At 65.1% G+C, this 20,398-nt stretch carries 22 protein-coding genes; 14 read left to right on the top strand and 8 right to left on the bottom strand.

The window, feature by feature from the left end:
- On the bottom strand, positions 1–375 hold a 375-nt coding region (locus ABMC89_RS18030; RefSeq protein ID WP_439655675.1), incomplete at its 3' end, for an NAD(P)-binding protein.
- A gap of 161 nt (positions 376–536) precedes the next feature.
- On the opposite strand from ABMC89_RS18030, the gene ABMC89_RS18025 reads away from it, so the two are divergent.
- From ABMC89_RS18025 to dxs, 13 genes are all read left to right on the top strand, one after another.
- Positions 537–1,424 (top strand): polyprenyl synthetase family protein, encoded by an 888-nt coding sequence (locus ABMC89_RS18025; protein ID WP_349570452.1) that lies wholly within the window; start codon positions 537–539, stop codon positions 1,422–1,424.
- Entirely contained in the window at positions 1,424–2,575 is a 1,152-nt protein-coding gene (locus tag ABMC89_RS18020) for a methyltransferase (protein ID WP_349570450.1), read from the top strand. Before ABMC89_RS18025 ends, ABMC89_RS18020 begins: the two co-directional genes overlap by 1 nt.
- A 127-nt stretch (positions 2,576–2,702) precedes the next feature.
- Positions 2,703–3,644 (top strand): chlorophyll synthesis pathway protein BchC, encoded by a 942-nt coding sequence (bchC, locus tag ABMC89_RS18015; protein ID WP_349570447.1) that lies wholly within the window; start codon positions 2,703–2,705, stop codon positions 3,642–3,644.
- On the top strand, positions 3,641–4,660 hold the full coding sequence (locus tag ABMC89_RS18010) for a chlorophyllide a reductase iron protein subunit X (RefSeq protein ID WP_349570445.1): 1,020 nt from the start codon (positions 3,641–3,643) through the stop codon (positions 4,658–4,660). The genes bchC and ABMC89_RS18010 overlap by 4 nt, the downstream gene beginning before the upstream one ends.
- Complete coding sequence (gene bchY / locus ABMC89_RS18005; RefSeq protein WP_439655674.1) at positions 4,647–6,233, top strand: chlorophyllide a reductase subunit Y; 1,587 nt, start codon at positions 4,647–4,649, stop codon at positions 6,231–6,233. Before ABMC89_RS18010 ends, bchY begins: the two co-directional genes overlap by 14 nt.
- A 106-nt stretch (positions 6,234–6,339) precedes the next feature.
- Positions 6,340–7,806, top strand: coding sequence for a chlorophyllide a reductase subunit Z (bchZ, locus tag ABMC89_RS18000; protein WP_349570443.1), 1,467 nt, complete (start codon positions 6,340–6,342; stop codon positions 7,804–7,806).
- A complete protein-coding gene (gene pufQ, locus ABMC89_RS17995; protein ID WP_349570441.1) occupies positions 7,799–8,029 on the top strand; it encodes a cytochrome PufQ in 231 nt (76 codons plus the stop codon). The genes bchZ and pufQ overlap by 8 nt, the downstream gene beginning before the upstream one ends.
- Before the next feature lie 158 nt (positions 8,030–8,187).
- Positions 8,188–8,343, top strand: coding sequence for a light-harvesting antenna LH1, beta subunit (gene pufB, locus ABMC89_RS17990; protein WP_349570439.1), 156 nt, complete (start codon positions 8,188–8,190; stop codon positions 8,341–8,343).
- Between the two features lie 19 nt (positions 8,344–8,362).
- The gene (gene pufA / locus ABMC89_RS17985) at positions 8,363–8,530 is read left to right on the top strand and encodes a light-harvesting antenna LH1, alpha subunit (RefSeq protein ID WP_212706598.1); all 168 of its coding nucleotides are present in this window, start codon (positions 8,363–8,365) and stop codon (positions 8,528–8,530) included.
- 126 nt (positions 8,531–8,656) lie between these two features.
- On the top strand, positions 8,657–9,487 hold the full coding sequence (gene pufL, locus ABMC89_RS17980; protein WP_349570437.1) for a photosynthetic reaction center subunit L: 831 nt from the start codon (positions 8,657–8,659) through the stop codon (positions 9,485–9,487).
- 17 nt (positions 9,488–9,504) lie between these two features.
- Positions 9,505–10,431 (top strand): photosynthetic reaction center subunit M, encoded by a 927-nt coding sequence (gene pufM, locus ABMC89_RS17975; protein WP_349570435.1) that lies wholly within the window; start codon positions 9,505–9,507, stop codon positions 10,429–10,431.
- A gap of 11 nt (positions 10,432–10,442) precedes the next feature.
- Complete coding sequence (gene pufX, locus ABMC89_RS17970) at positions 10,443–10,676, top strand: RC-LH1 core complex protein PufX (RefSeq protein WP_349570433.1); 234 nt, start codon at positions 10,443–10,445, stop codon at positions 10,674–10,676.
- Between the two features lie 229 nt (positions 10,677–10,905).
- Positions 10,906–12,807 (top strand): 1-deoxy-D-xylulose-5-phosphate synthase, encoded by a 1,902-nt coding sequence (gene dxs, locus ABMC89_RS17965; RefSeq protein WP_349570431.1) that lies wholly within the window; start codon positions 10,906–10,908, stop codon positions 12,805–12,807.
- A gap of 75 nt (positions 12,808–12,882) precedes the next feature.
- Here the strand turns inward: dxs and idi are convergent, their stop codons facing one another.
- The 4 genes from idi to chlG all read right to left on the bottom strand — a co-directional run bounded on the left by idi (position 12,883) and on the right by chlG (position 16,850).
- The gene (gene idi, locus ABMC89_RS17960; RefSeq protein ID WP_349570429.1) at positions 12,883–13,410 is read right to left on the bottom strand and encodes an isopentenyl-diphosphate Delta-isomerase; all 528 of its coding nucleotides are present in this window, start codon (positions 13,408–13,410) and stop codon (positions 12,883–12,885) included.
- Between the two features lie 72 nt (positions 13,411–13,482).
- Positions 13,483–14,664, bottom strand: coding sequence for a geranylgeranyl diphosphate reductase (locus ABMC89_RS17955; protein WP_349570427.1), 1,182 nt, complete (start codon positions 14,662–14,664; stop codon positions 13,483–13,485).
- A 3-nt stretch (positions 14,665–14,667) separates the two neighbouring features.
- Positions 14,668–15,954, bottom strand: a complete 1,287-nt coding sequence (locus ABMC89_RS17950; protein ID WP_349570425.1) for a BCD family MFS transporter — start codon at positions 15,952–15,954, stop codon at positions 14,668–14,670.
- Positions 15,954–16,850, bottom strand: coding sequence for a chlorophyll synthase ChlG (chlG, locus tag ABMC89_RS17945; protein WP_349570423.1), 897 nt, complete (start codon positions 16,848–16,850; stop codon positions 15,954–15,956). Before chlG ends, ABMC89_RS17950 begins: the two co-directional genes overlap by 1 nt.
- A 195-nt stretch (positions 16,851–17,045) precedes the next feature.
- On the opposite strand from chlG, the gene ABMC89_RS17940 reads away from it, so the two are divergent.
- Positions 17,046–17,483 carry a c-type cytochrome gene (locus ABMC89_RS17940; protein ID WP_349570421.1) on the top strand — a complete coding sequence of 146 codons (438 nt, stop codon included), beginning with the start codon at positions 17,046–17,048 and terminating at the stop codon, positions 17,481–17,483.
- Between the two features lie 87 nt (positions 17,484–17,570).
- On the opposite strand, the gene ABMC89_RS17935 is transcribed toward ABMC89_RS17940, so the two are convergent.
- From ABMC89_RS17935 to ABMC89_RS17925, 3 genes are all read right to left on the bottom strand, one after another.
- Complete coding sequence (locus tag ABMC89_RS17935; protein WP_349570419.1) at positions 17,571–18,410, bottom strand: cobalamin B12-binding domain-containing protein; 840 nt, start codon at positions 18,408–18,410, stop codon at positions 17,571–17,573.
- A 188-nt stretch (positions 18,411–18,598) separates the two neighbouring features.
- Entirely contained in the window at positions 18,599–19,912 is a 1,314-nt protein-coding gene (locus ABMC89_RS17930; protein WP_349570417.1) for a TRAP transporter large permease, read from the bottom strand.
- Complete coding sequence (locus ABMC89_RS17925) at positions 19,909–20,394, bottom strand: TRAP transporter small permease (RefSeq protein WP_349570415.1); 486 nt, start codon at positions 20,392–20,394, stop codon at positions 19,909–19,911. The genes ABMC89_RS17930 and ABMC89_RS17925 overlap by 4 nt, the downstream gene beginning before the upstream one ends.
- Positions 20,395–20,398 lie beyond the last annotated feature (4 nt).

Below are 20,398 nucleotides of genomic sequence, written 5' to 3'. Positions count from 1 at the left end.
CGTGGCGGTGCGGGCGCAGAACTCTTCGAACTGCTGCGCCGCGCGGGGGCCGAAGGCCGTGGCGATATTCTCGACGCTCCGGGCGTGGTCGTCCATCAGGTCGAGGGTGGTGCCGTCGGGCCAGAAGTGCCGCGCGAGAATCTCCTCGCGGGTGATCGTGACATGGTTTTCCAGCTGTGCCCCGACGGCGCGGAACAGATCGTCGAAGACGTGGCGCAGGGTCAGCACCGTGGGGCCGGTGTCCACCGGTCCCGCGACCGATGGCAGGGTGCGCATCTTGCCGCCCGGCGTGCCGTGGCGTTCCAGCACGGTGACCCGCGCGCCGGCATGGGCAAGTCGCAGGGCCGCCGCCAGCCCGCCAATGCCTGCACCGATGACGGCGATATGGGGTTTGGTGTCGGTGATGGGGTGGCTCCAAGGGCTGCGTTGACAAGAGGGGCAATAATGTCCAGTCTAATTTACACTTACTATGTCAGCAATAGTTTACGCAGACCGCGGTCCGTCCCGGCTGCCTTCAGTCCGCAAGGGAGACAGCCATGTCCTTCGCCCCCCGTATCGACACCGCGATCATGACGGCCCTGCGCCACGGGCAGGCAGCACCCGCGCCCGCGAAGCTGGCGGCGGCGCTGGAGCATGCGGTGACGCCGGGCGGTGCCCGGATCCGGCCCACGATCCTGATGAGTGTCGCCACGGCCTGCGGCGATCCCGACCCCGCGCTTTCCGATGCGGCGGCGGTGGCGCTGGAGCTGATGCACTGCGCGTCGCTAGTGCACGACGATCTGCCCTGTTTCGATGATGCGGATGTGCGGCGCGGCAAGCCGACCGTCCACCGCGCCTATAGCGAACCGATCGCGGTTCTGACCGGCGACAGCCTGATCATGCTGGCCTTCGAGACGCTGGCGCGCGCGGCTGGCAAGGACCCTGTGCGCGCCGCGCAGCTGATCGCGGTGCTCGCGCGGCGATCCGGCATGCCCGGCGGCATCTGTGCGGGGCAGGGGTGGGAGAGCGAGGACGAGGTCGACCTGTCGGCCTACCACGCCGCCAAGACCGGCGCGCTGTTCATGGCCGCCACCGAGATGGGCGCTATCGCGGGCGGACAGGACGGCGCCCCGTGGATCGAACTGGGCGCGCGGATCGGTGAGGCCTTCCAGGTCGCCGACGATCTGCGTGATGCGCTTTACGACGAGGATACGCTGGGCAAGCCCGTGGGGCAGGACGATCTACACGGACGTCCGAATGCGGTTGCCGAACTGGGCGTCGATGGCGCGATCCGGCGGATGCGCGATATTCTGGGCGGCGCGATCGCGTCGATCCCGAAGTGCGACGGCGAAGAGATGCTGGCGCGGATGGTCAATGCGCAGGCTGAAGCCCTGACGCCGATCAAGTGGCGCGCGGCGCAGGCCACGCGGATCCCGGGCGAGTGATGACGGACAGCGCCGCCACGCCGCAGGTCGCCCCTCCGCACGTCGCCTCGTCGAGGCCTGCGGCCTCTGCCTCGGGATGGGGCGCGCGGCTGATGGCCTCGCGCAGGTTCCAGCGGTGGGCCGCCCGGTTTCCCCTGACCCGCGGTATCGTCGCGCGCGAGGGCGTCGCGATGTTCGATCTGCTGGCAGGGTTCTGCCACAGCCAGATCCTGTCGGCGCTCGTGCAGCTGGGTATACTGGACCACCTGATGCGCGGCCCCGCCACCGGCGCCGCGCTGGCTGCGGCCAGCGGTGTTCCTGCGGACAGGATGGAGGTGCTGCTGCGCGCGGGTATCGCGCTGGGTCTGTTGCGGCGCCGTCGCGGCAACCGTGTCGCACTGAGCCGGACCGGCGCCGCGCTGGTCGGCGTGCCGGGTCTGCCGCAGATGATCGCGCATCACGACGTTCTCTACCGCGATCTGGCCGACCCCGTCGCCTTCTTCCGCGGAGAGACGCAGACGGAACTTGCCTCTTTCTGGCCCTATGTCTTTGGCGGCGACATGGATGCCGCGCAGACGCAGGTCTATTCCGACCTGATGGCCGACAGCCAGCAGCTGGTCGCCGAAGATACGCTCGACACCGTCGATCTGCGCGGTGTGCGCAGGCTGATGGACATCGGCGGCGGGTCCGGGGCCTTCCTCTGCGCCGTCGGTGCGCGGCATCCGGGCATCGCGCTGACGCTGTTCGATCTGCCGCAGGTCGCCCCCACCGCCACCGCACGATTCGCCGCCGCCGGTCTGGCCGAGCGTAGCCAGATCGTCGGCGGGTCGTTCCGGACCGACAGCCTGCCGGACGGCGCCGATGCGATCAGCCTCGTGCGGGTTCTTTACGACCACGCCGACGACACGGTCGCGGCCCTGCTGGCGCAGGTCTTTGACACGCTGCCCGCTGGCGGGCGGCTGATCATCTCGGAACCGATGAGTGGGGGCGCGCGGCCCACGCGGGCGGGGGATGCCTATTTCGCGCTTTATACCATGGCGATGCGCACGGGCCGGACCCGCGCCCAGGACGAGATCGCGCAGCTGTGCCGCACGGCCGGTTTCACGGCGATCGAGACGCCGCGCGCCCGCCGCCCTTTCGTCACCTCCTGCGTGACGGCGCGGAAGCCCTGAGGAGAGTCTTCGCCAGATAGTTGTCAATACAAGTTGACACATTGGTATGTATAGATAGAATTACAGATGCAGAATAATGCCGCATCGAGTCTCAAGGATGCGGCGCACCACCCGGAGGAAACCCCACGTGCAAACCACCGCCGTCATACTGGAAGGACCCCGCAAGCTGGGGCTCGATGCGCTGGCGCTGAAAGCGCCGGCCGCCGGTGATCTGGTGGTTGAGGTCAGTCACACGGGGATTTCGACGGGCACGGAAAAGCTGTTCTGGAGCGGTGAGATGCCCCCCTTTCCGGGCATGGGCTATCCTCTGGTGCCGGGATACGAGGCCGCCGGAGAGGTGGTCGAAGCCGGTGCCGGAACGGGGTTCAAAGCCGGAGACCGCGTTTTCGTCCCCGGTGCAAATTGCTACAACGGCGCCTTCGGTCTTTTCGGGGCGGCGTCGTCCACGCTGGTGTCGCAGGCCGACCGCGTATGCCGAATCGATCCCGGCTTCGGTGCAAGCGGGGCGCTGCTGGCGCTGGCCGCGACCGCCCGCCACGCCATTGCGGGGCCAGGCAATGCAGTGCCCGACCTGATTGTCGGCCACGGCACGCTGGGCCGTCTGCTGGCGCGGCTGACCGTCGCCGCCGGTGCGCCCGCGCCCACGGTCCACGAGATTGACCGCACGCGCCACACCGGTGCTGCGGGATACAATGTGGTCCACCCCGACGACGACACGCGCGCCGACTATCGCCACGTCTTTGACGCTTCGGGCGCGGATGACATCCTGCCCCAGCTGATCGGTCGTATCGCCCGCGGCGGCGAGATCGTTCTTGCCGGTTTCTACCGCGCCAGGCTGAGCTTTGCCTTCCCGCCCGCTTTCATGAAAGAGGCGCGTTTCCGCATCGCGGCAGAGTGGCGCCACGACGATCTGACCGCCACGCGGCAACTGGTCGAATCCGGCGCGCTGAGCCTTGACGGCCTCATCACCCACACCCGCCCCGCAACGGAAGCGGCGGCAGCCTACGAGGCGGCATTCTCCGATCCCGCCTGCCTCAAAATGATACTCGACTGGAAAGGTCACGCATGACACTTGATATCCCCAACCTCAAGGATGGCGGCACCATCAAGGACTTCGACCAACGCCTGCGCGACGAGGCGCACGAGGATCTTGCCGACATCATTCACGACGAACCGACGTCCAAGACCCAGATCATCGCGATCTACGGCAAGGGCGGCATCGGCAAGAGCTTCACGCTCGCCAACCTCAGCCACATGATGGCCGAGCAGGGCAAGCGTGTGCTGCTGATCGGGTGCGATCCGAAATCGGATACCACGTCGCTGCTGTTTGGCGGCAAGGCCTGCCCGACGATCATCGAGACGTCGACGAAGAAAAAGCTCGCCGGTGAAGAGGTCGCCATCGGCGATGTCTGCTTCAAGCGCGGCGGCGTGTTCGCGATGGAGCTGGGCGGCCCCGAAGTGGGGCGCGGCTGCGGCGGGCGCGGGATCATCCACGGGTTCGAACTGCTGGAGAAACTGGGCTTCCACGATTGGGACTTCGATTACGTCCTGCTCGATTTCCTCGGTGACGTGGTCTGCGGCGGCTTTGGCCTGCCCATCGCGCGGGACATGGCGCAGAAGGTCATTCTGGTCGCCTCGAACGATCTGCAATCGCTTTACGTGGCCAATAACGTCTGCTCGGCGGTGGAATATTTCCGCAAGCTGGGGGGCAACGTCGGCGTCGCCGGGCTGGTGATCAACAAGGACGACGGCTCGGGCGAGGCGCAGGCCTTTGCCCAGGCAGTCGATATTCCCGTCCTTGCCTCGATCCCGCAAAACGACGATCTGCGCAAGAAATCCGCCAACTACCAGATCGTCGGCACCGCCGAGAGCGAATGGGGGTCCCTGTTCGCCGCCCTTGGCGACAATGTGGCCGTGGCACCGCCGATGCGCCCCTCGGCGCTGACGCAGGACGGGTTGCTGGAGCTCTTCGACGGATCCGACACCGGTGCGGGCGTCACGCTTGAACCTGCAACGGATGCCGACATGCGCGGAAAGAACGCTGAACCCAAAGAGAGCCTCGAGGTGATCTATGACAGCGTTTGAAGCCGACAGCACGCCCACCGGCGAACGCAGGTACGATGACGCGGACCGCGTCGAGGTCGACACCGGTACCGCGGTCGAAAACCGCGATACGCCCATCGCCGACGGGCTGGGCTGTCACTCGGGTGACGAGATGAAGAAAGCCGCCGCCCTTGGTGGCAACGCCGAGCTTCTGGAGAAATTCGCGCAGGACTATCCGCAGGGCCCGCACGACAAACCGCAGTCGATGTGCCCCGCCTTCGGCAGCCTGCGTGTCGGGTTGCGGATGAAGCGGACCGCGACGGTTCTGTCGGGCTCGGCCTGTTGCGTCTACGGCCTGACCTTTGTCAGTCATTTCTACGGCGCGCGCCGGTCTGTCGGATACGTTCCGTTCAATTCGGAATCGCTGGTGACGGGGAAGCTTTTCGAAGACATCCGCGAGGCTGTGCACGATATGGCCGATCCCGACCGCTATGATGCGATTGTCGTGACAAACCTCTGCGTGCCGACCGCGTCTGGTGTGCCGCTGCGCCTGCTGCCGTCCGAGATCAACGGCGTGCGCATCGTCGGCATCGACGTGCCGGGTTTCGGTATTCCGACCCACGCTGAGGCGAAGGACGTGCTCGCCGGTGCGATGCTGAAATACGCCCGCGAGGAAGTGAAGGCAGGCCCCGTGCCGATGCCCGCCTCAGGCACCTCCGACCGCCCGACCGTCAGCCTGCTGGGCGAGATGTTTCCGGCGGATCCGATGATGATCGGGCAGATGCTGGCCCCTCTGGGTCTGGCCGCCGGTCCTGTGGTGCCCTGCCGCGAATGGCGCGAGCTTTATGCCGCGCTCGATTGTGGGGCGGTGGCCGCCATCCATCCGTTCTATACCGCCGCCGTGCGCGAGTTTCAGGCCGCGGGCCGGCCTATCGTGGGCTCCGCGCCCGTGGGTCATGACGGTACCGCCGCGTGGCTGGCCGCGATCGGCGACGCCTTCGGCATCGGTGCCGACAGGATCGCCGAGGCGCAGAACCAGTTCCTGCCCGCGATCAGGGGTGCGCTTGCCGCGGCCCCGATCAACGGCACGATCACCCTGTCGGGATATGAGGGATCAGAGCTTCTGGTCGCGCGTCTGCTGATCGAAAGCGGCGCGAATGTGCCCTATGTCGGCACCGCCTGCGCGAAATCGCCGTGGTCCGCCGCCGATGCCGAATGGCTGGCCGACAAGGGTGTGAAGGTGAAATTCCGCGCCTCGCTGGAAGACGACTGTGCCGCGATGGAGGCGATCCGCCCCGATCTGGCCATCGGCACCACGCCGGTCGTCCAGAAGGGCAAGGAGATGGGTATCCCGTCGCTCTACTTTACCAACCTGATTTCCGCGCGCCCCCTGATGGGCGTGGCCGGCGCCGGGTCGCTGGCCGAGGTGATCAACGCGGCGATGGCCAACAAGGGCCGGATGGACAGTATGAAAGCCTTCTTCGAGGGCGTGGGCGCCGGCGATACCGCCGGTGTCTGGGAGGGCGATCCGAACCTGCAACCGCAGTTCCGTGCGCTGAACCAGAAGAAGCTGGAGCGCCAGGCCAAGGCCGCCAAAGCGGCGGAGATGATATGAGAGGGCGCATCGCCATATCCCGTTCTCACGGCGCCGGCGTCGGACCGGGGACCGGCCCCCGGACCCCCGGAGTTTACCGGCAAAATGGAGAAGGGGGCCCTGTGCCATGCTAGTGCAGGACCACGACCGCGCGGGCGGATACTGGGGCGCTGTCTATGCTTTCTGCGCCGTAAAGGGCCTGCAATGTGTGATCGACGGTCCGGTGGGCTGCGAGAACCTGCCGGTGACATCGGTGTTGCATTACACGGATGCCTTGCCTCCGCACGAGTTGCCCATCGTGGTGACGGGCCTTGGCGAGGAAGAGCTGGGTCGCGACGGGACCGAGGGCGCCATGAAACGGGCGTGGGGTACGCTTGACCCTGCGCTGCCAGCGGTCGTTGTCACAGGCTCCATCGCCGAGATGATCGGCGGTGGTGTCACGCCCATGGGTACCAACATCCAGCGCTTCCTGCCGCGCACCATCGACGAGGACCAGTGGGAAGCGGCGGACCGCGCGATGACGTGGATCTTTACCGAGTTTGGCATGACCAAGGGCCGGATGCCCAAGGAAGCCAAGCGTGAAGAAGGTGCCAAGCCGAGGGTCAACATCCTGGGCCCGATGTACGGCACCTTCAACATGCCTTCCGATCTGGCCGAAATCCGGAGGCTGGTGGAAGGCATCGGCGCGGAGATCAACATGGTCATGCCGCTTGGCGCGCATGTCAGTGAAATGCGCGGGCTGGTGAACGCCGACGTCAACGTCACCATGTACCGCGAATTCGGGCGCGGCCTGTGCGAGGTGCTTGGCAAACCCTATCTGCAGGCGCCCATCGGCATCGACTCGACCACGAAATTCCTGCGCACCCTGGGCGAGATGCTGGATCTTGATCCCGAGCCGTTCATCGAGCGCGAGAAACATTCGACCATCAAGCCCGTGTGGGATCTGTGGCGCTCGGTCACGCAGGATTTCTTCGCCACCGCGTCTTTCGGGATCGTCGCGAACGAGACCTACGCGCGCGGCATCCGCAATTTCCTCGAGACCGACCTGGGTCTGCCCTGCGCCTTTGCGGTGGCGCGCACGGCGGGCAAGAAGACCAACAACGACGCGGTGCGCAGCGATATCCACACCAAGCGCCCGCTGATCGTCATGGGGTCGATCAACGAGAAGATGTATCTGGCCGAGATGAAATCGGGCTTCGGCCCGGCGCCGACCTTCATCCCGGCAAGCTTTCCGGGGGCGGCCATCCGGCGCGCGACCGGCACGCCGTTCATGGGCTACGCGGGCGCGACCTATCTGTTGCAGGAAGTGTGCAACGGGCTGTTCGACGCGCTGTTCCACATCCTGCCGCTGGGCAGTGAGATGGACGAGACCCCCGCCACGCCAACCCCGCTGCGCCGCGACTTTCCGTGGGACGAGGACGCACAAGCGCACCTTGACCGGATCGTGGCCAGCCATCCGATTTTGACCCGCATCTCGGCGGCCAAGACCCTGCGCGACGAAGCCGAAAGGCGCGCGCTGGATCAAGGCGACGAACGGGTCGTTCTGGAGACTGTCAAAGGTCTGCAACCCAGCATGGGAGGTGCTAATGACTGACATGACCAACCTGACGAACGTGACGCGCAAGCGGTCACATTCGAGCGCCGCGACGCGTGAGTATTACGTGTATTTCGCGGTGATCTTTCTGGCGACGCTGCCGCTGGCGATCCTGACATGGACGCTGACGGCGCTGCGCCAGATGGCCCTGCCATCGCGGGGCCCCGTGAAATCTGCGTGGAGCCAGGCGCAGATCATCACACCGCGGATTTTCTCGGCCTGAACGGGCCATCCGCCACGAGAATTCCGCCTTGAGGGACCAGGGCACAAGACATTCGCCATTCCCCCCCGGGATGGTGGATTAGAGCGGGGGATGAGCCCCTGTTGTAACCCGGCCGCGGGGGGTGCGCGGCGTCGGCACTTTTTCTTAAGGAGAAAAACATGGCTGATAACACTGACCTGTCCTTCACAGGTTTGACAGACGAGCAAGCGCAGGAACTGCACTCGGTCTATATGAGCGGCTTCATGATCTTCACGATCGTGGCTCTGGTCGCCCATTTGCTGACGTATTTCAAACTGCCTTGGTTCGCCTGGTAACTGAGAGGATCACATACAAATGGCACAGTTTTACAAAATCTGGCTGATCTTTGACCCCCGTCGCGTTTTCGTGGCGCAGGGCGTGTTCCTCTTCCTGCTGGCGGCGATGATTCACCTCGTCCTGCTCAGCAATCCAGAGACCAACTGGTTCAACCGTGCCTTCGGTGGCGCGGAAGCCGGCGAATAAGCTCAGTTGCAACGAACACGCTGTGGGCGGCGCCGCGACGCGCTGCCGCCCACGGCAACCCGATGGAACAATCATGCGCAGGTCTGCCCCGTTTCCCGTGGGTAGGGGCGCTTAAGGAGACAGAAGATGGCACAGCTCAGCTTCGAGAAAAAATACCGTGTCCGTGGTGGGACGCTGGTGGGCGGAGACCTGTTCGACTTCTGGGTGGGCCCCTTCTATGTCGGCTTTTTCGGCGTCACGACGTTTTTCTTCGCCGCACTCGGAACAATACTCATTTTCTACGGTGCTGCCCTTGGCGACACCTGGAACCCCTGGCTGATCTCGATTGATCCGCCATCGCTCGAGGTCGGCCTTGGCGTGGCACCGCTCGCCGAAGGAGGCCTTTGGCAGGTGATCACCCTATGCGCCACCTTCGCCTTCATCTCGTGGGCGATGCGCGAGGTCGAGATCTGTCGCAAGCTCGGTATCGGATACCACGTGCCATGGGCGTTCGGCATGGCGATCCTTGCCTATGTGACGCTGGTCATCATCCGGCCCATCCTGATGGGCGCATGGGGGCACGGATTTCCCTACGGGATCTTCAGCCACCTCGATTGGGTGAACAACGTCGGCTACGCCTACGGCAACTTCCACTATAACCCTGCGCATATGGTGGCGATCACGTTCTTCTTCACCACCTGTCTGGCGCTGGCGCTGCACGGGTCGCTGGTCTTGTCAGCGGTCAACCCCGGCAAGGGCAAGACCATCGGCACGCCGGACCACGAAGACACCTACTTCCGCGATCTGATCGGCTATTCGATCGGGCCCTTGGGCATTCACCGCCTTGGCCTGCTGCTGGCGCTGAACGCCGGTCTGTGGAGCGCGATCTGCATCGTTATCTCGGGCACCATCTGGTTCGACCAGTGGAGCGCGTGGTGGGACTGGTACGCCGAACTGCCCTGGTGGGCGGATCTCTAAGCACAAGGATTTGACACATGGTTGAGTATCAAAACATCTTCACCCAGGTTCAGGTCCAAGGACCGCCTGAGATGGGCATGGACCCCACGGGGACCATCGCCCGGGAACGCACCAGCCGCGCGGGTTTCAGCACCCTCGCGGGGTGGTTCGGCAACGCACAGCTCGGGCCGGTCTACCTTGGCCCCTTCGGGCTGGTGGCGCTGGCCACCGGATTTGCCTGGTTCTTTATCGTCGGGATGAACTTCTGGTGGCAGGTCGACTATTCGCCCGCCCTCTTCTTCCGCGAACTGTTCTGGCTGGCGCTGGAGCCGCCCTCGTCCGACTACGGGCTCGGCTTTCCGCCCCTGAACGAGGGCGGCTGGTTCCTCATCGCCTCGTTCTTCCTGCTGATCTCCGTGATCAGCTGGTGGATCCGCACCTACCTGCGGGCGGAGGAGCTGGGGTTGGGCAAGCACGTCAGCTGGGCCTTCGCTTCGGCGATCTGGCTGTTCCTTGTGCTGGGCCTGTTCCGCCCGATCCTGATGGGATCGTGGTCGGAGGCCGTACCCTACGGGATCTTCCCGCACCTCGACTGGACGAACCTGTTTTCGCTGACCTACGGGAACCTCTTCTACAACCCGTTCCACGCGCTTTCGATCGTGTTCCTCTATGGCTCGGCGCTGCTGTTTGCCATGCACGGGGCGACGATCCTCGCCGTCAGCCGCTACGGCGGCGAGCGCGAAATCGAACAGATCGTGGACCGCGGGACAGCGTCCGAACGCGCTGCGCTCTTCTGGCGCTGGACCATGGGGTTCAACGCGACGATGGAGGGTATCCACCGCTGGGCGTGGTGGTTCGCGGTACTGACAACGCTGACCGGCGGTATCGGTATCCTGCTGACCGGCACGGTTGTCGACAACTGGTTCATCTGGGCGCAGGACCACGGCTACGCGCCGCTTGATTAAGGAGCACTGACATGAGCGATCATAATTACCTGCGCACCGAGGATCCGACATTCCGCCTGAGGGCAGATGTGTTCCTGCTGATGATGAAGGGGGCGGGCTATGCCGCGGTTCTCTGTATCGTCCTCGGCGTGTTCTTTGCGGTCACGGTCGGGATCAGCAACCTGCTGCCCGAGGAATCGAAAGAGGCGCCAGATCCGACGCCGCTGTCGTTGCTCGCGCCACAAGAGGCCACCACGACGGCCTGAGTTTTCGGCGGGGGCGGCCGCCCTTTCGGCGCCGCCCCTGCCACACGAGATCAGTCAATTCTGTCCCTAGGGTTGTCTGATACTGTCGGGGGCCTCGACCCTCCGACGCTTCCTGTTGGCTACGGGAGACAGAGGGTGGTGCGTTCCGGCGTCCGCCACCCTCTGTTCCCCGGCCAACAGGTCCCCAGCCAAACCGTCGAGAGCCAGATGTCGAGAAAAGGAGCCCGCCATGGGCCGTCCCACCCCCCTTCTGGACCGTGTCGCGGCACCGTCCGACCTGAAATCCCTCACCGACAGAGAACTTGCAGCGCTCGCCACCGAGCTGCGCGGCGAGGTCATCGACGCGGTGGCGACCACCGGCGGCCATCTGGGATCGTCGCTGGGCGTGGTGGAGCTGACTGTGGCGCTGCATGCGGTGTTCGACACGCCGCGCGACAAGCTGATCTGGGACGTGGGACACCAGTGTTATCCGCACAAGGTCCTGACCGGCCGCCGCGACCGCATGCCGAGCTTGCGGCAGGAGGGCGGTATCTCGGGGTTTACCAAGCGCAGCGAGAGCATTTTCGACCCCTTCGGCGCTGCGCATAGCTCCACGTCGATTTCGGCGGCGCTGGGGTTCACCGTGGCGCGCGACATGGGCGAGGCCACCGGCGACGCCATCGCGGTGATCGGTGACGGGTCGATCAGTGCTGGCATGGCCTACGAGGCGCTCAACAACGCGGGTGCGCAGGGCCGCCGGATGTTCGTCATCCTCAACGACAATGAAATGAGTATCGCGCCGCCGGTGGGGGCGATGTCGTCCTACCTGTCGCGTCTGAATGCCGGACCGCTGGGCGAGCTGAAGACCATGGCGGAAGGTTTCGAGGCCGCATTGCCCGGGCCGCTGCGCGACCACGCGCGCCGGGCGCGCCAGCTGGTCACGGGATCGGTGAGCGACCAGAGCACGCTGTTCGAGAATCTCGGATTTGAATACATGGGCCCGATCGACGGGCATGACATGACCCAGCTGCTGGCGGTCCTGCGCAGCGCGCGCACCCGCGCCACGGGGCCGGTCCTGATCCACTGCTGCACCGTGAAGGGCAAGGGGTTCGCCCCCGCTGAAGCCGCCGCCGACCGCTATCACGGTGTCGGCGCCTTTGATCCGGCCACCGGCGCGCAACCCAAGAAGCGGCCCAATGCCCCGAGCTATACGTCGGTCTTTGGCAGGGCGCTGGCCGAAGAGGCCGCGCGCGATGCTAAGATCGTGGCGATCACCGCCGCGATGCCCTCAGGCACCGGGCTCGACATCTTTGCCAAGCAGCACCCGCGCCGCATGTTCGACGTGGGCATCGCAGAGCAGCATGGCGTGACCTTCGCCGCCGGTCTGGCGGCGGGCGGGCTGAAGCCCTTCTGCGCGATCTATTCCACTTTCCTCCAGCGCGGCTATGACCAGATCGTCCACGACGTGGCCTTGCAGAATCTGCCGGTGCGGTTTGCCATCGACCGGGCCGGGCTGGTCGGGGCGGACGGGGCAACCCACGCCGGGGCCTTCGACATCGGATATCTGGCGGCGCTGCCGAACATGGTGGTGATGGCCGCGTCGGACGAGGCGGAGCTGGTGCATATGGTGGCCACTGCAGTCGCCCACGACAGCGGGCCCATCGCCTTTCGCTATCCGCGCGGGGAAGGCAGCGGTGTGGCCCTGCCCGAACGCGGTGTCCCGCTGGAGATCGGCAAGGGGCTGGTCGTGCGCCACGGGTTCGACGTGGCGATCCTGTCCTTCGGCGCGCATCTGGGCGAAAGCCTGCGGGCCGCGGACATCATCGAGGCGGAGGGCCTGACCGTGACGGTTGCGGACGCGCGGTTCGCCAAGCCGCTGGATACCAGGCTGATTGCGAAGCTGGCCCGCAAGCACCGCGCGCTGATCACGGTAGAGCAGGGATCACGGGGCGGATTTGGCGCGATGGTGCTGCACTACCTCAGCGACGAGGGGCTGCTGGACGGGGATCTGGCCGTGCGCACGATGACATTGCCGGACCGGTTTATCGATCAGGCGGCACCGGATGCGATGTATGCGGATGCCGGCCTGACGGCGGCGGATATCGCCGCGGCGGCCTTGCAGGCCGCGAAGGTGGAGCGGGTCAAGGCCTGACCACAGGGCTGGCGGGGGCTCCTCGCTCGCGCCGCGCCTCCGCGCGCCGCGCAAGACGCTCCTCGCAGGACCGGCTCAGGCCGGATTGCCGAAAATCAGCGCGGTGTGTTCGGCCATGTAGATCCGCAGCCACGGGGTGAAGACCTCTGGCGTTGTGGCGATCTCGGACCGCAGGGTATCCAGATCGATCCAGCGGGTATCCATCACCTCGTCAGGGTTCGGTGCCAGAGGCATTTCCCGCGGCGCGTCGACCACAAAGACATCGACCAGTTCGTGTTCGATCAGCCCGTCGCCCACATCGGCGCGGTATTCCACCTGCCCGCGCGGGCGCGGGATCACACCCGTGATGCCCAACTCTTCGGACAGGCGGCGGTTCGCGCAATCGGCGGCGTCCTCTTCCCATTCGGGGTGGGTGCAGCAGGTATTCGCCCAAAGGCCGGGCGTGTGGTATTTGCCGAGCGCGCGGCGTTGGATCAACATGCGCGGCCCGTCCATCACGAAAACCGACACCGCCTTGTGGCGCAATCCGCGCTGGTGCGCGGCCAGCTTTTCGACCGGCGTCAACCTGCCGTCGACCCAGGCGGGGATCATGATGTCGTTCATAACGTCTCCGTCGCGCATGATCTGGCCTCTCTGTCGCGTTCGTACCCAGGTGCCTCTGCACCGGTGCGTTTACTATACCCGTGTCTCGGATACGAGACCTGTGAGATGCGCGAGGTTCTTGACCCCGATTTTCAGATGCGCGAAGGGCCGTGCCTTGACCAGTTTCTTGTTCATGTAGGCCTCGAAGGTCAGGCGCTGCACGTCCACGTCGTGACACAACGACACGAAGCGTTCGCGGCGCGCGTCCGACCGGTAGTACGCATTCTGCATCGCGCCCAGCACGCGGAACACTTGCTTGTGCTCGCGCATGAACAGCTTGCGCGCCAGTCCCAGATCCTGCACGCGGCCGGATTGAAGCGCCGCAGCCGCAGCGGTGGCGGCGACGCGGCCCCCGACCATGGCGTAATAGATGCCTTCGCCCGAGGAAGGCGCGACAACGCCCGCCGCATCCCCGGCAAGCACGACATCGCGGCCATTGTCCCAGCAGTCCATCGGATGCAGCGGGATCGGCGCGCCCTCGCGGCGGATCGTGCGACAGTCGGCCAGACCGGACGCGGCCCGCAGCGCTGCCGTGGCTTTCTTGAGGTCCACACCGTCGAGACCGGTGCCCATCCCGACACTGGCCTGTCCGCCGTGCGGGAACACCCAGCCGTAGAAATCCGGCGAAATCGCGCCGTCATAGATCACGTCGCAGCGCATGGGGTCGTATTGGGCGTGCGCGGTTTCGGGGGCTTCGATGATCTCGTGGTAGGCGATGACGTAGGGGATCTTCTCGCAACCGGGCACTTCGGCCTTGGCCACGTTCGAGCGCGCCCCGTCCGCTCCGATGACGATGCGCGCGGTCAGCGTGCGCATCTCGCCCGAGTGTTTGTGACGGTAGTGCACATGGGTGCCTTCCTCGTCGCGGGTGATCCGCGTGAACGTGCCGGCGAAGCGTTCCGCGCCCGAGGCTTCGGCGCGCACGCGCAGGAACTCGTCGAAATGCTCGCGGTCGACCATGCCGACGAAACCGTTCTCGATGGGGATGTCGACCTGCCGCTGGGTGGGCGAGATCATCCGCGCGGTACGGATGCGCGCGACGATCTGGCTGTCGGGAATGTTGAAATCGTGGATCAGCCGTGGCGGTATCGCGCCTCCGCAGGGTTTGATCCGGCCTTCGCGATCGATGAAGGCGACGGTCTTGCCGGACCGCGCCAGATCGGCTGCTGCGGTGGTGCCCGAGGGGCCCCCGCCTACGACGACGACATCATACATCTGTTATTCTCCCGGAACGAGCGCGGCGGCGTGCGGCGCTGGGGTGGTGGACAGGATCCGCCGGGCCATCACGGCAGCGGCAAGGAATAGAGCGGCCTCGGCCGTGAAAACGGCGGCAAAGGCGGGGCCGTCGGGCAGCGACAGGCGCAAAAGGTCGACGGCGGCGGCACCAGTCAGCCCGCCAAAGCCCGCAGCGATGGCTTGCGCCGCACCCCAGAGCCCCATCCGCGTGCCTTCGCGGCGTTCGCGCCCGTCAGAGGCCAGCGCCATCATCGACCCGATCGCCGCGACGGCGAACATCCCGTTGAACAGGCCAAGACCCATGACCAGCGGCACCAGCGGCAATGCGAAGGCGCCCGTTCCCGCCAGCGCGATCAACCCCAGCACCAGCGCCGAGCCGATACAGCCCGACACGACCCACGCCCGCAGCGAGCCGAGCTTGAGGCCGGTGGCGGCGACCCCGACGATCAGCATACCCAGAAAGACACCGCCGTTCTGCGCTCCCGACAGCTGTGTCGACTGTCCCGGCGTAAAGCCGAAGACGAGGCCCGCGAAGGGTTCGAGGATGAGTTCCTGCATGAAATAGGCGTTCATCGACAGGAACACGAAGAGGGTGAAGTTCCGCGCACGGCGTTCTGCCCAGACTTCGCGCAGCCCTTCCATGAAGGGGGTTGGCGGTTCGGATGCCTGTTTCGTCAGGCCGCGTTCGATGCGGCCCACGGCGATGACGGTCAGCACGAAGGCAGCGCCCACGACCACGGCGACCACCGCCATCAGGCGGGGGGGCGAATAGGGGTCGAGGAAACTGCCCGCGAGCCCCGCTGTCAGGGCGATGCCGAAAATCATCATCAGCCAGGTGATCGTCGCGGCAGCGGCGCGGCGGTGCGGCGCGGTGGTGGTGGCCAGAAGCGCCAGCAGCGATGTGCCCGAAGCCCCCACGCCCAGCCCGATCAGCGCATAGGCCAGCACCGACAGGGCCAGCGCCGCGCCATAGCTTTGCGCAAACATCGTCACCCCGAGTGCAGCACCCAGACCGCCGAGCGCCAGAAGCGCCATGCCGCCGATGATCCACGCGGTCCGGTTGCCCCCCTTGTCCGAGATGAATCCCCAGCGCGGGCGGCTGAGCTGGATGCCGTAGTGCAGCCCCACCAGTGCGCCGGGCAGAACGGCGGGCAGGGCGAATTCGACGACCATCAGCCGGTTCAGGGTCGATGTCGTCAGCACCACGATCGCGCCAAGCGCCATCTGCACAAGTCCGAGCCGGAAGATCTGGATCCAGGACAGTTGCATCACAGCCCCCTGAGCGCGAAGGCGGCGACCATCATGCCGCTGATGTAAAGAAGGATGCCGACGCCCTGATACCATGGGGTGTTGCCCCTCGGATCGCGCAGCAGCACGCGCATCGCGGCCCCCTGTCCGGCCAGCAGCGCGGCGATGGCCAGCGCGTGCACCGGCTTGCCCCACCAAAACAGCAGGGCGATGACCGCAAGCTGCGGCACGGTCATGACCACACAGGCGACCCGCGCCGCGCGGTCCGCACCCATCGTGACGGGCAGGGAGGCAAGGCCGAGCGCGCGGTCCCCTTCGACCGCCTTGAAATCGTTCAGCGTCATGATGCCATGCGCGCCCAGACCGTAAAGCACTGCAACCGCCAGAACGGGCGCGGCAGGTGCTCCGCCAGACACGACGGCCGCGCCGGTGATCCATGGAAGCGTTTCATAGGCCAGACCGCACAGGCCCGGCCCCCACCAGCCCGACCGCTTCAGCCGCACGGGTTCGGCGGAATAGGCCCATGCCGCCGCAACGGCGAGGAGTGTCGCGCCAAAACCCCATGGCCCCAGTTGCCAGCCCACGAGCAACGAAAGCACCGACATCGCCAGCGCAATCCAGAGCCCCCAGCGCCCCGGTATCCGGCCAGACGGAATCGGGCGCAATGGTTCGTTGATGGCGTCGACATGGCGGTCGCACCAGTCGTTTGCGGCCTGGCTCATCCCGCAGACCAGAGGGCCCGCCAGAACCAGACCCAGCACCACCAGCGCCCATTGCCCCGACGGGGCCACACCCGACGACACCACGCCACAGAGATACGCCCACATGGGCGGAAACCATGTGATCGGCTTTATAAGGGCCAGGGCCGCGGCAGGCTGGGGCAGGCGGCGCAAAGGTTGGGCGGGTGCGAGTGACATTGTGTCAGATTAATCTGACACCTTATGTTTCGGCAAGTGTAATGTGCAATTTACACAGGGCCATCCATGGCCAGCGGACGACGTTCTGTCAGTAGCGCTTGGCGCAGGGTAGATAGTGTGCAATCTTTTTCCTTCGTCAGTCCTTTACCTTGGCCGCGTCCAGTCTAGGTGGAGGGCATACAACGGAGGATTACAATGAAACTTTTCGCAGCAACAGCTATGGGCATGGCGCTGATGAGCGCCCCTGCCTTTGCCGATGGCCACGCAACCGGTGACGCGGAAGCAGGCGAGTCGGTCTTCAACAAGTGCAAGGCCTGCCACATGATCGAGGACGCCGACGGCGAAACGATCGTGCGCGGTGGCCGGACCGGTCCGAACCTTTACGGTGTTCTGGGCCGTCAGGCCGGTTCGACCGATTTCCGCTATGGCGATTCCATCGTGGAAGCCGGCGAAGCGGGTCTTGAGTGGAACGAAGAAGAATTCGTGAAATACGTCGCTGACCCGAAAGAGTATCTTGCGGACTACCTCGACGATTCCAAAGCGCGGTCCAAGATGGCGTTCAAACTGCGTGACGAGGAAGACGCGGTCAACGTCTGGGCGTACCTCGTCTCTGTCGGTCCCGCACCGGAATAAGAAGAAAAAGAAGGCGACAGCTGATCCGAAAGGACCGGTTTGCGCAACGGAACGGGCGGTCCCACGGGGTCGCCCTTTTTCGTTGGCTCAGCCGGTTTCGGAGGCGCGGTTGCCGTCTTCCCAGATTTCACCGAGACGGGTCATCGCCTTGTCGAAATCGGGCTCCACGGCGTCGGGGCCCATCAATGTAATGGTTTCGGGGGCGATGCGCGCGGCATTGCCGCTGATCAGGATCGCCGCGTTCGGCGCGGAAATGCGCAGGGCCAGGATGATCCGCGCCAGCGCGGGCAGCGAATGTTCGCCCGCCGCTGTCATGCCGATGACGCTGTGGCCGGCGCTGATAACATGGCTGATAAGCGCGTCATGGGACAGGTCGCGCTTGAGCGTGATGTTCCATCCCTGCTTGCGCGCCATATCGGCCGCCATCTGGATGCCCAGCGTATGGGTTTCGCCGGGAACCGGGCAGAACAGGGCCGAGGGCTGCGCAGGGCGCGCGTTTTGCCCGAACACGGGTTTCAGCCCGCGCATGATCGCATAGATGTGGCCGGTGCCGATCGTCACGTCGGTAAAGCCGATCTGGTCGGTTTCCCACCAGTACCCCAACCGTTTCGCGGCTTCGGCCAGATAGGCCAGATAGACGGTTTCGACGGACGCGCCCTGATCGCGGATGCGCTCGACAAAGGCGATCCCGGCCCGCGGATTGGGCAGCAAAAGCGCGCGCGCCAGCTCGTCTATCTTGCTGTCGGTCGGAAAGGCGATAGAGGAGGACAGGACGGCGGGATGGTCCGTCAGACGGCGGATCACCTCGCGGGCGAGGTTCGCAAAAACCTCCTCCGGTAGCTTCGCACGAAGCGTGCCAATCTGGGTGACAGTCTCGTGATACAGACTGTCCTTGAACAAAGACGTCGCGTCTTTTTCGGTTTTCATGGCGTCTCCCCTGCACTGCATGGCGAGTGCAGCGGTATACAGTAGGATACGATAGTTGCGGCACATCGCAAGAGATTCTACGAAATAGTCAATATGCCGCAGTGCGCGTCAGGGTAGAACCGCGTGAAGCCTTGCGAAATTGAGGTTTCCGGTGGCTCCCGAGCACCGAGAATCATGATTATGTTGTGCTACATCCGCCCCGGCAGATAGAGCGCGAGCGCCGGAACCGCCAGAAGCAGCAGCAGCCGGACGATATCCATGAGCCAGAACGGCGTCACACCCTTGAAGATCGTCGCGGTGCTGACGTCCTTCACCACGCCCTTGAGGACGAAGACATTCAGCCCGACCGGCGGCGTGATCAGGCTGATCTCGGTCACGACAACCACGACGATGCCGAACCAGATCGGATCGAATCCGATGCTCGTCACCAGCGGAAAGAAGATAGGGACCGTCAGCAGCAGCATCGAGAGGCTTTCAAAGACACATCCCAGCGCGATGTAGATCAGCAGGATCACCGCCATCACAGCCCAGGGACTCAGATCGTTCTCGCTGACCAGCGCGAGCAGCGCTTCGGGAAGCCCCGCGATGTTGACGAAGTTCGAAAAGATCCATGCCCCGATCAGAACCGAAAACAGGCTGGCAGTGGTGATCGCGGTTTCGCCCAGCACTTCGGTAAACCCGGCCCAGTCGAGGCGCCCGCGCAGCAGCGTGATGAGGAAGGCACCGGCCGCCCCCATTCCCGCCGCCTCGGTCGGGGAAAACGACAGGTAGATCGGCCAGACGTCCAGCGCCCCGTACAGCCCGCCGATCACCAGCGCAAAAAGCAGCAGGACCGCCCAGACACCGCGCAGCGCCTTCAGCCTGCCGGACCAGTCCGTACGCTCGCCCGCGGGGCCGGCCTCGGGGTTGCGGCGCACGGAAAGTTGCACCGCGAAGATATAGAACAGGATGCCCAGAAACCCGGGAATGATGCCCGCGACGAAAAGCTTGCCGATAGAGGTTTCCGTCAGCAGCCCGTAGATCACGAGGATCACCGACGGCGGGATCAGGATGCCCAGCGTCCCGCCCGCCGCAATCGACGCGGTGGCCAGACCGTCGGAATAGCCGTAGCGGCGCATTTCGGGCATCGCGACCTTCGACATGGTCGCCGCCGTTGCCAGCGAACTGCCCGAGATCGCGGCGAACCCGCCGCAGGCGACGATGGTCGCGATCGCCAGACCGCCGCGCAGATGCCCGAGGAAGGCGTTCGACGCGGCATAGAGCTCCTTGGAAATCCCGCCCTTGTTCACGAACAGCCCCATCAGGATGAACAGCGGCACCACGCTGAGACCGTAGTCCTGCGCCGTATCGATGATCAGCCGCGCGCCCATGGAAATCGCACCGCGCACGGAGTTTTCCATCATGTAGCCGACCATCCCCACCAGCCCCATCGCGAAGGCGATGGGCATGCGCAGCAGCACCAGCACAAGGACGCAGAAGAACCCGATCAGACCTGCAATCACAGCGCGTCCTCCACCAGACGGGGCGCGACCAGCAGCAGCACACCCTTGACGATCAGCGCCACGATGGTCAGCGCGCACATGATGAAAATGAAATAGCCGACGATGAATTGCGGAATTTCGAGGTATTCGGTCCGGTCACCGTAGCTGCGCGCGCGTTCGGCCAGCACCTGAACGTATAGTGCGGGCCAGATCAGCATGACGCCGCAGGCCAGGGCGATCACCGCGTCGCGCAACCGCGCCAGTCCCCGCCCCGAGAACAGCGGATCCAGCAGGTCGACCGCGATATGTTCGCCGCGAAAGGAAATTGTCGGCAGGGTCGCGAAGACGACCAGCGCGACGCTCAGCTTGGTCAGCTCGGTCGCCGCCTCGATCGGCGCGTTGAACGCCGAGCGCATGATGACATCGCAAAATGTCATCGCCATGAGAAAGAACAGAACCGCCCCCGCGATCGCGATGGGCAGGCGGAATAGCAGTCGCAACATGCAG

Source organism: Sulfitobacter sp. HNIBRBA3233, assembly GCF_040149665.1.
Taxonomy (GTDB): Bacteria; Pseudomonadota; Alphaproteobacteria; order Rhodobacterales; family Rhodobacteraceae; genus Sulfitobacter; species Sulfitobacter marinivivus.
The sequence above is the reverse complement of the archived record's forward strand: the minus strand, read 5'-3'. Positions and strand labels throughout refer to the sequence as shown.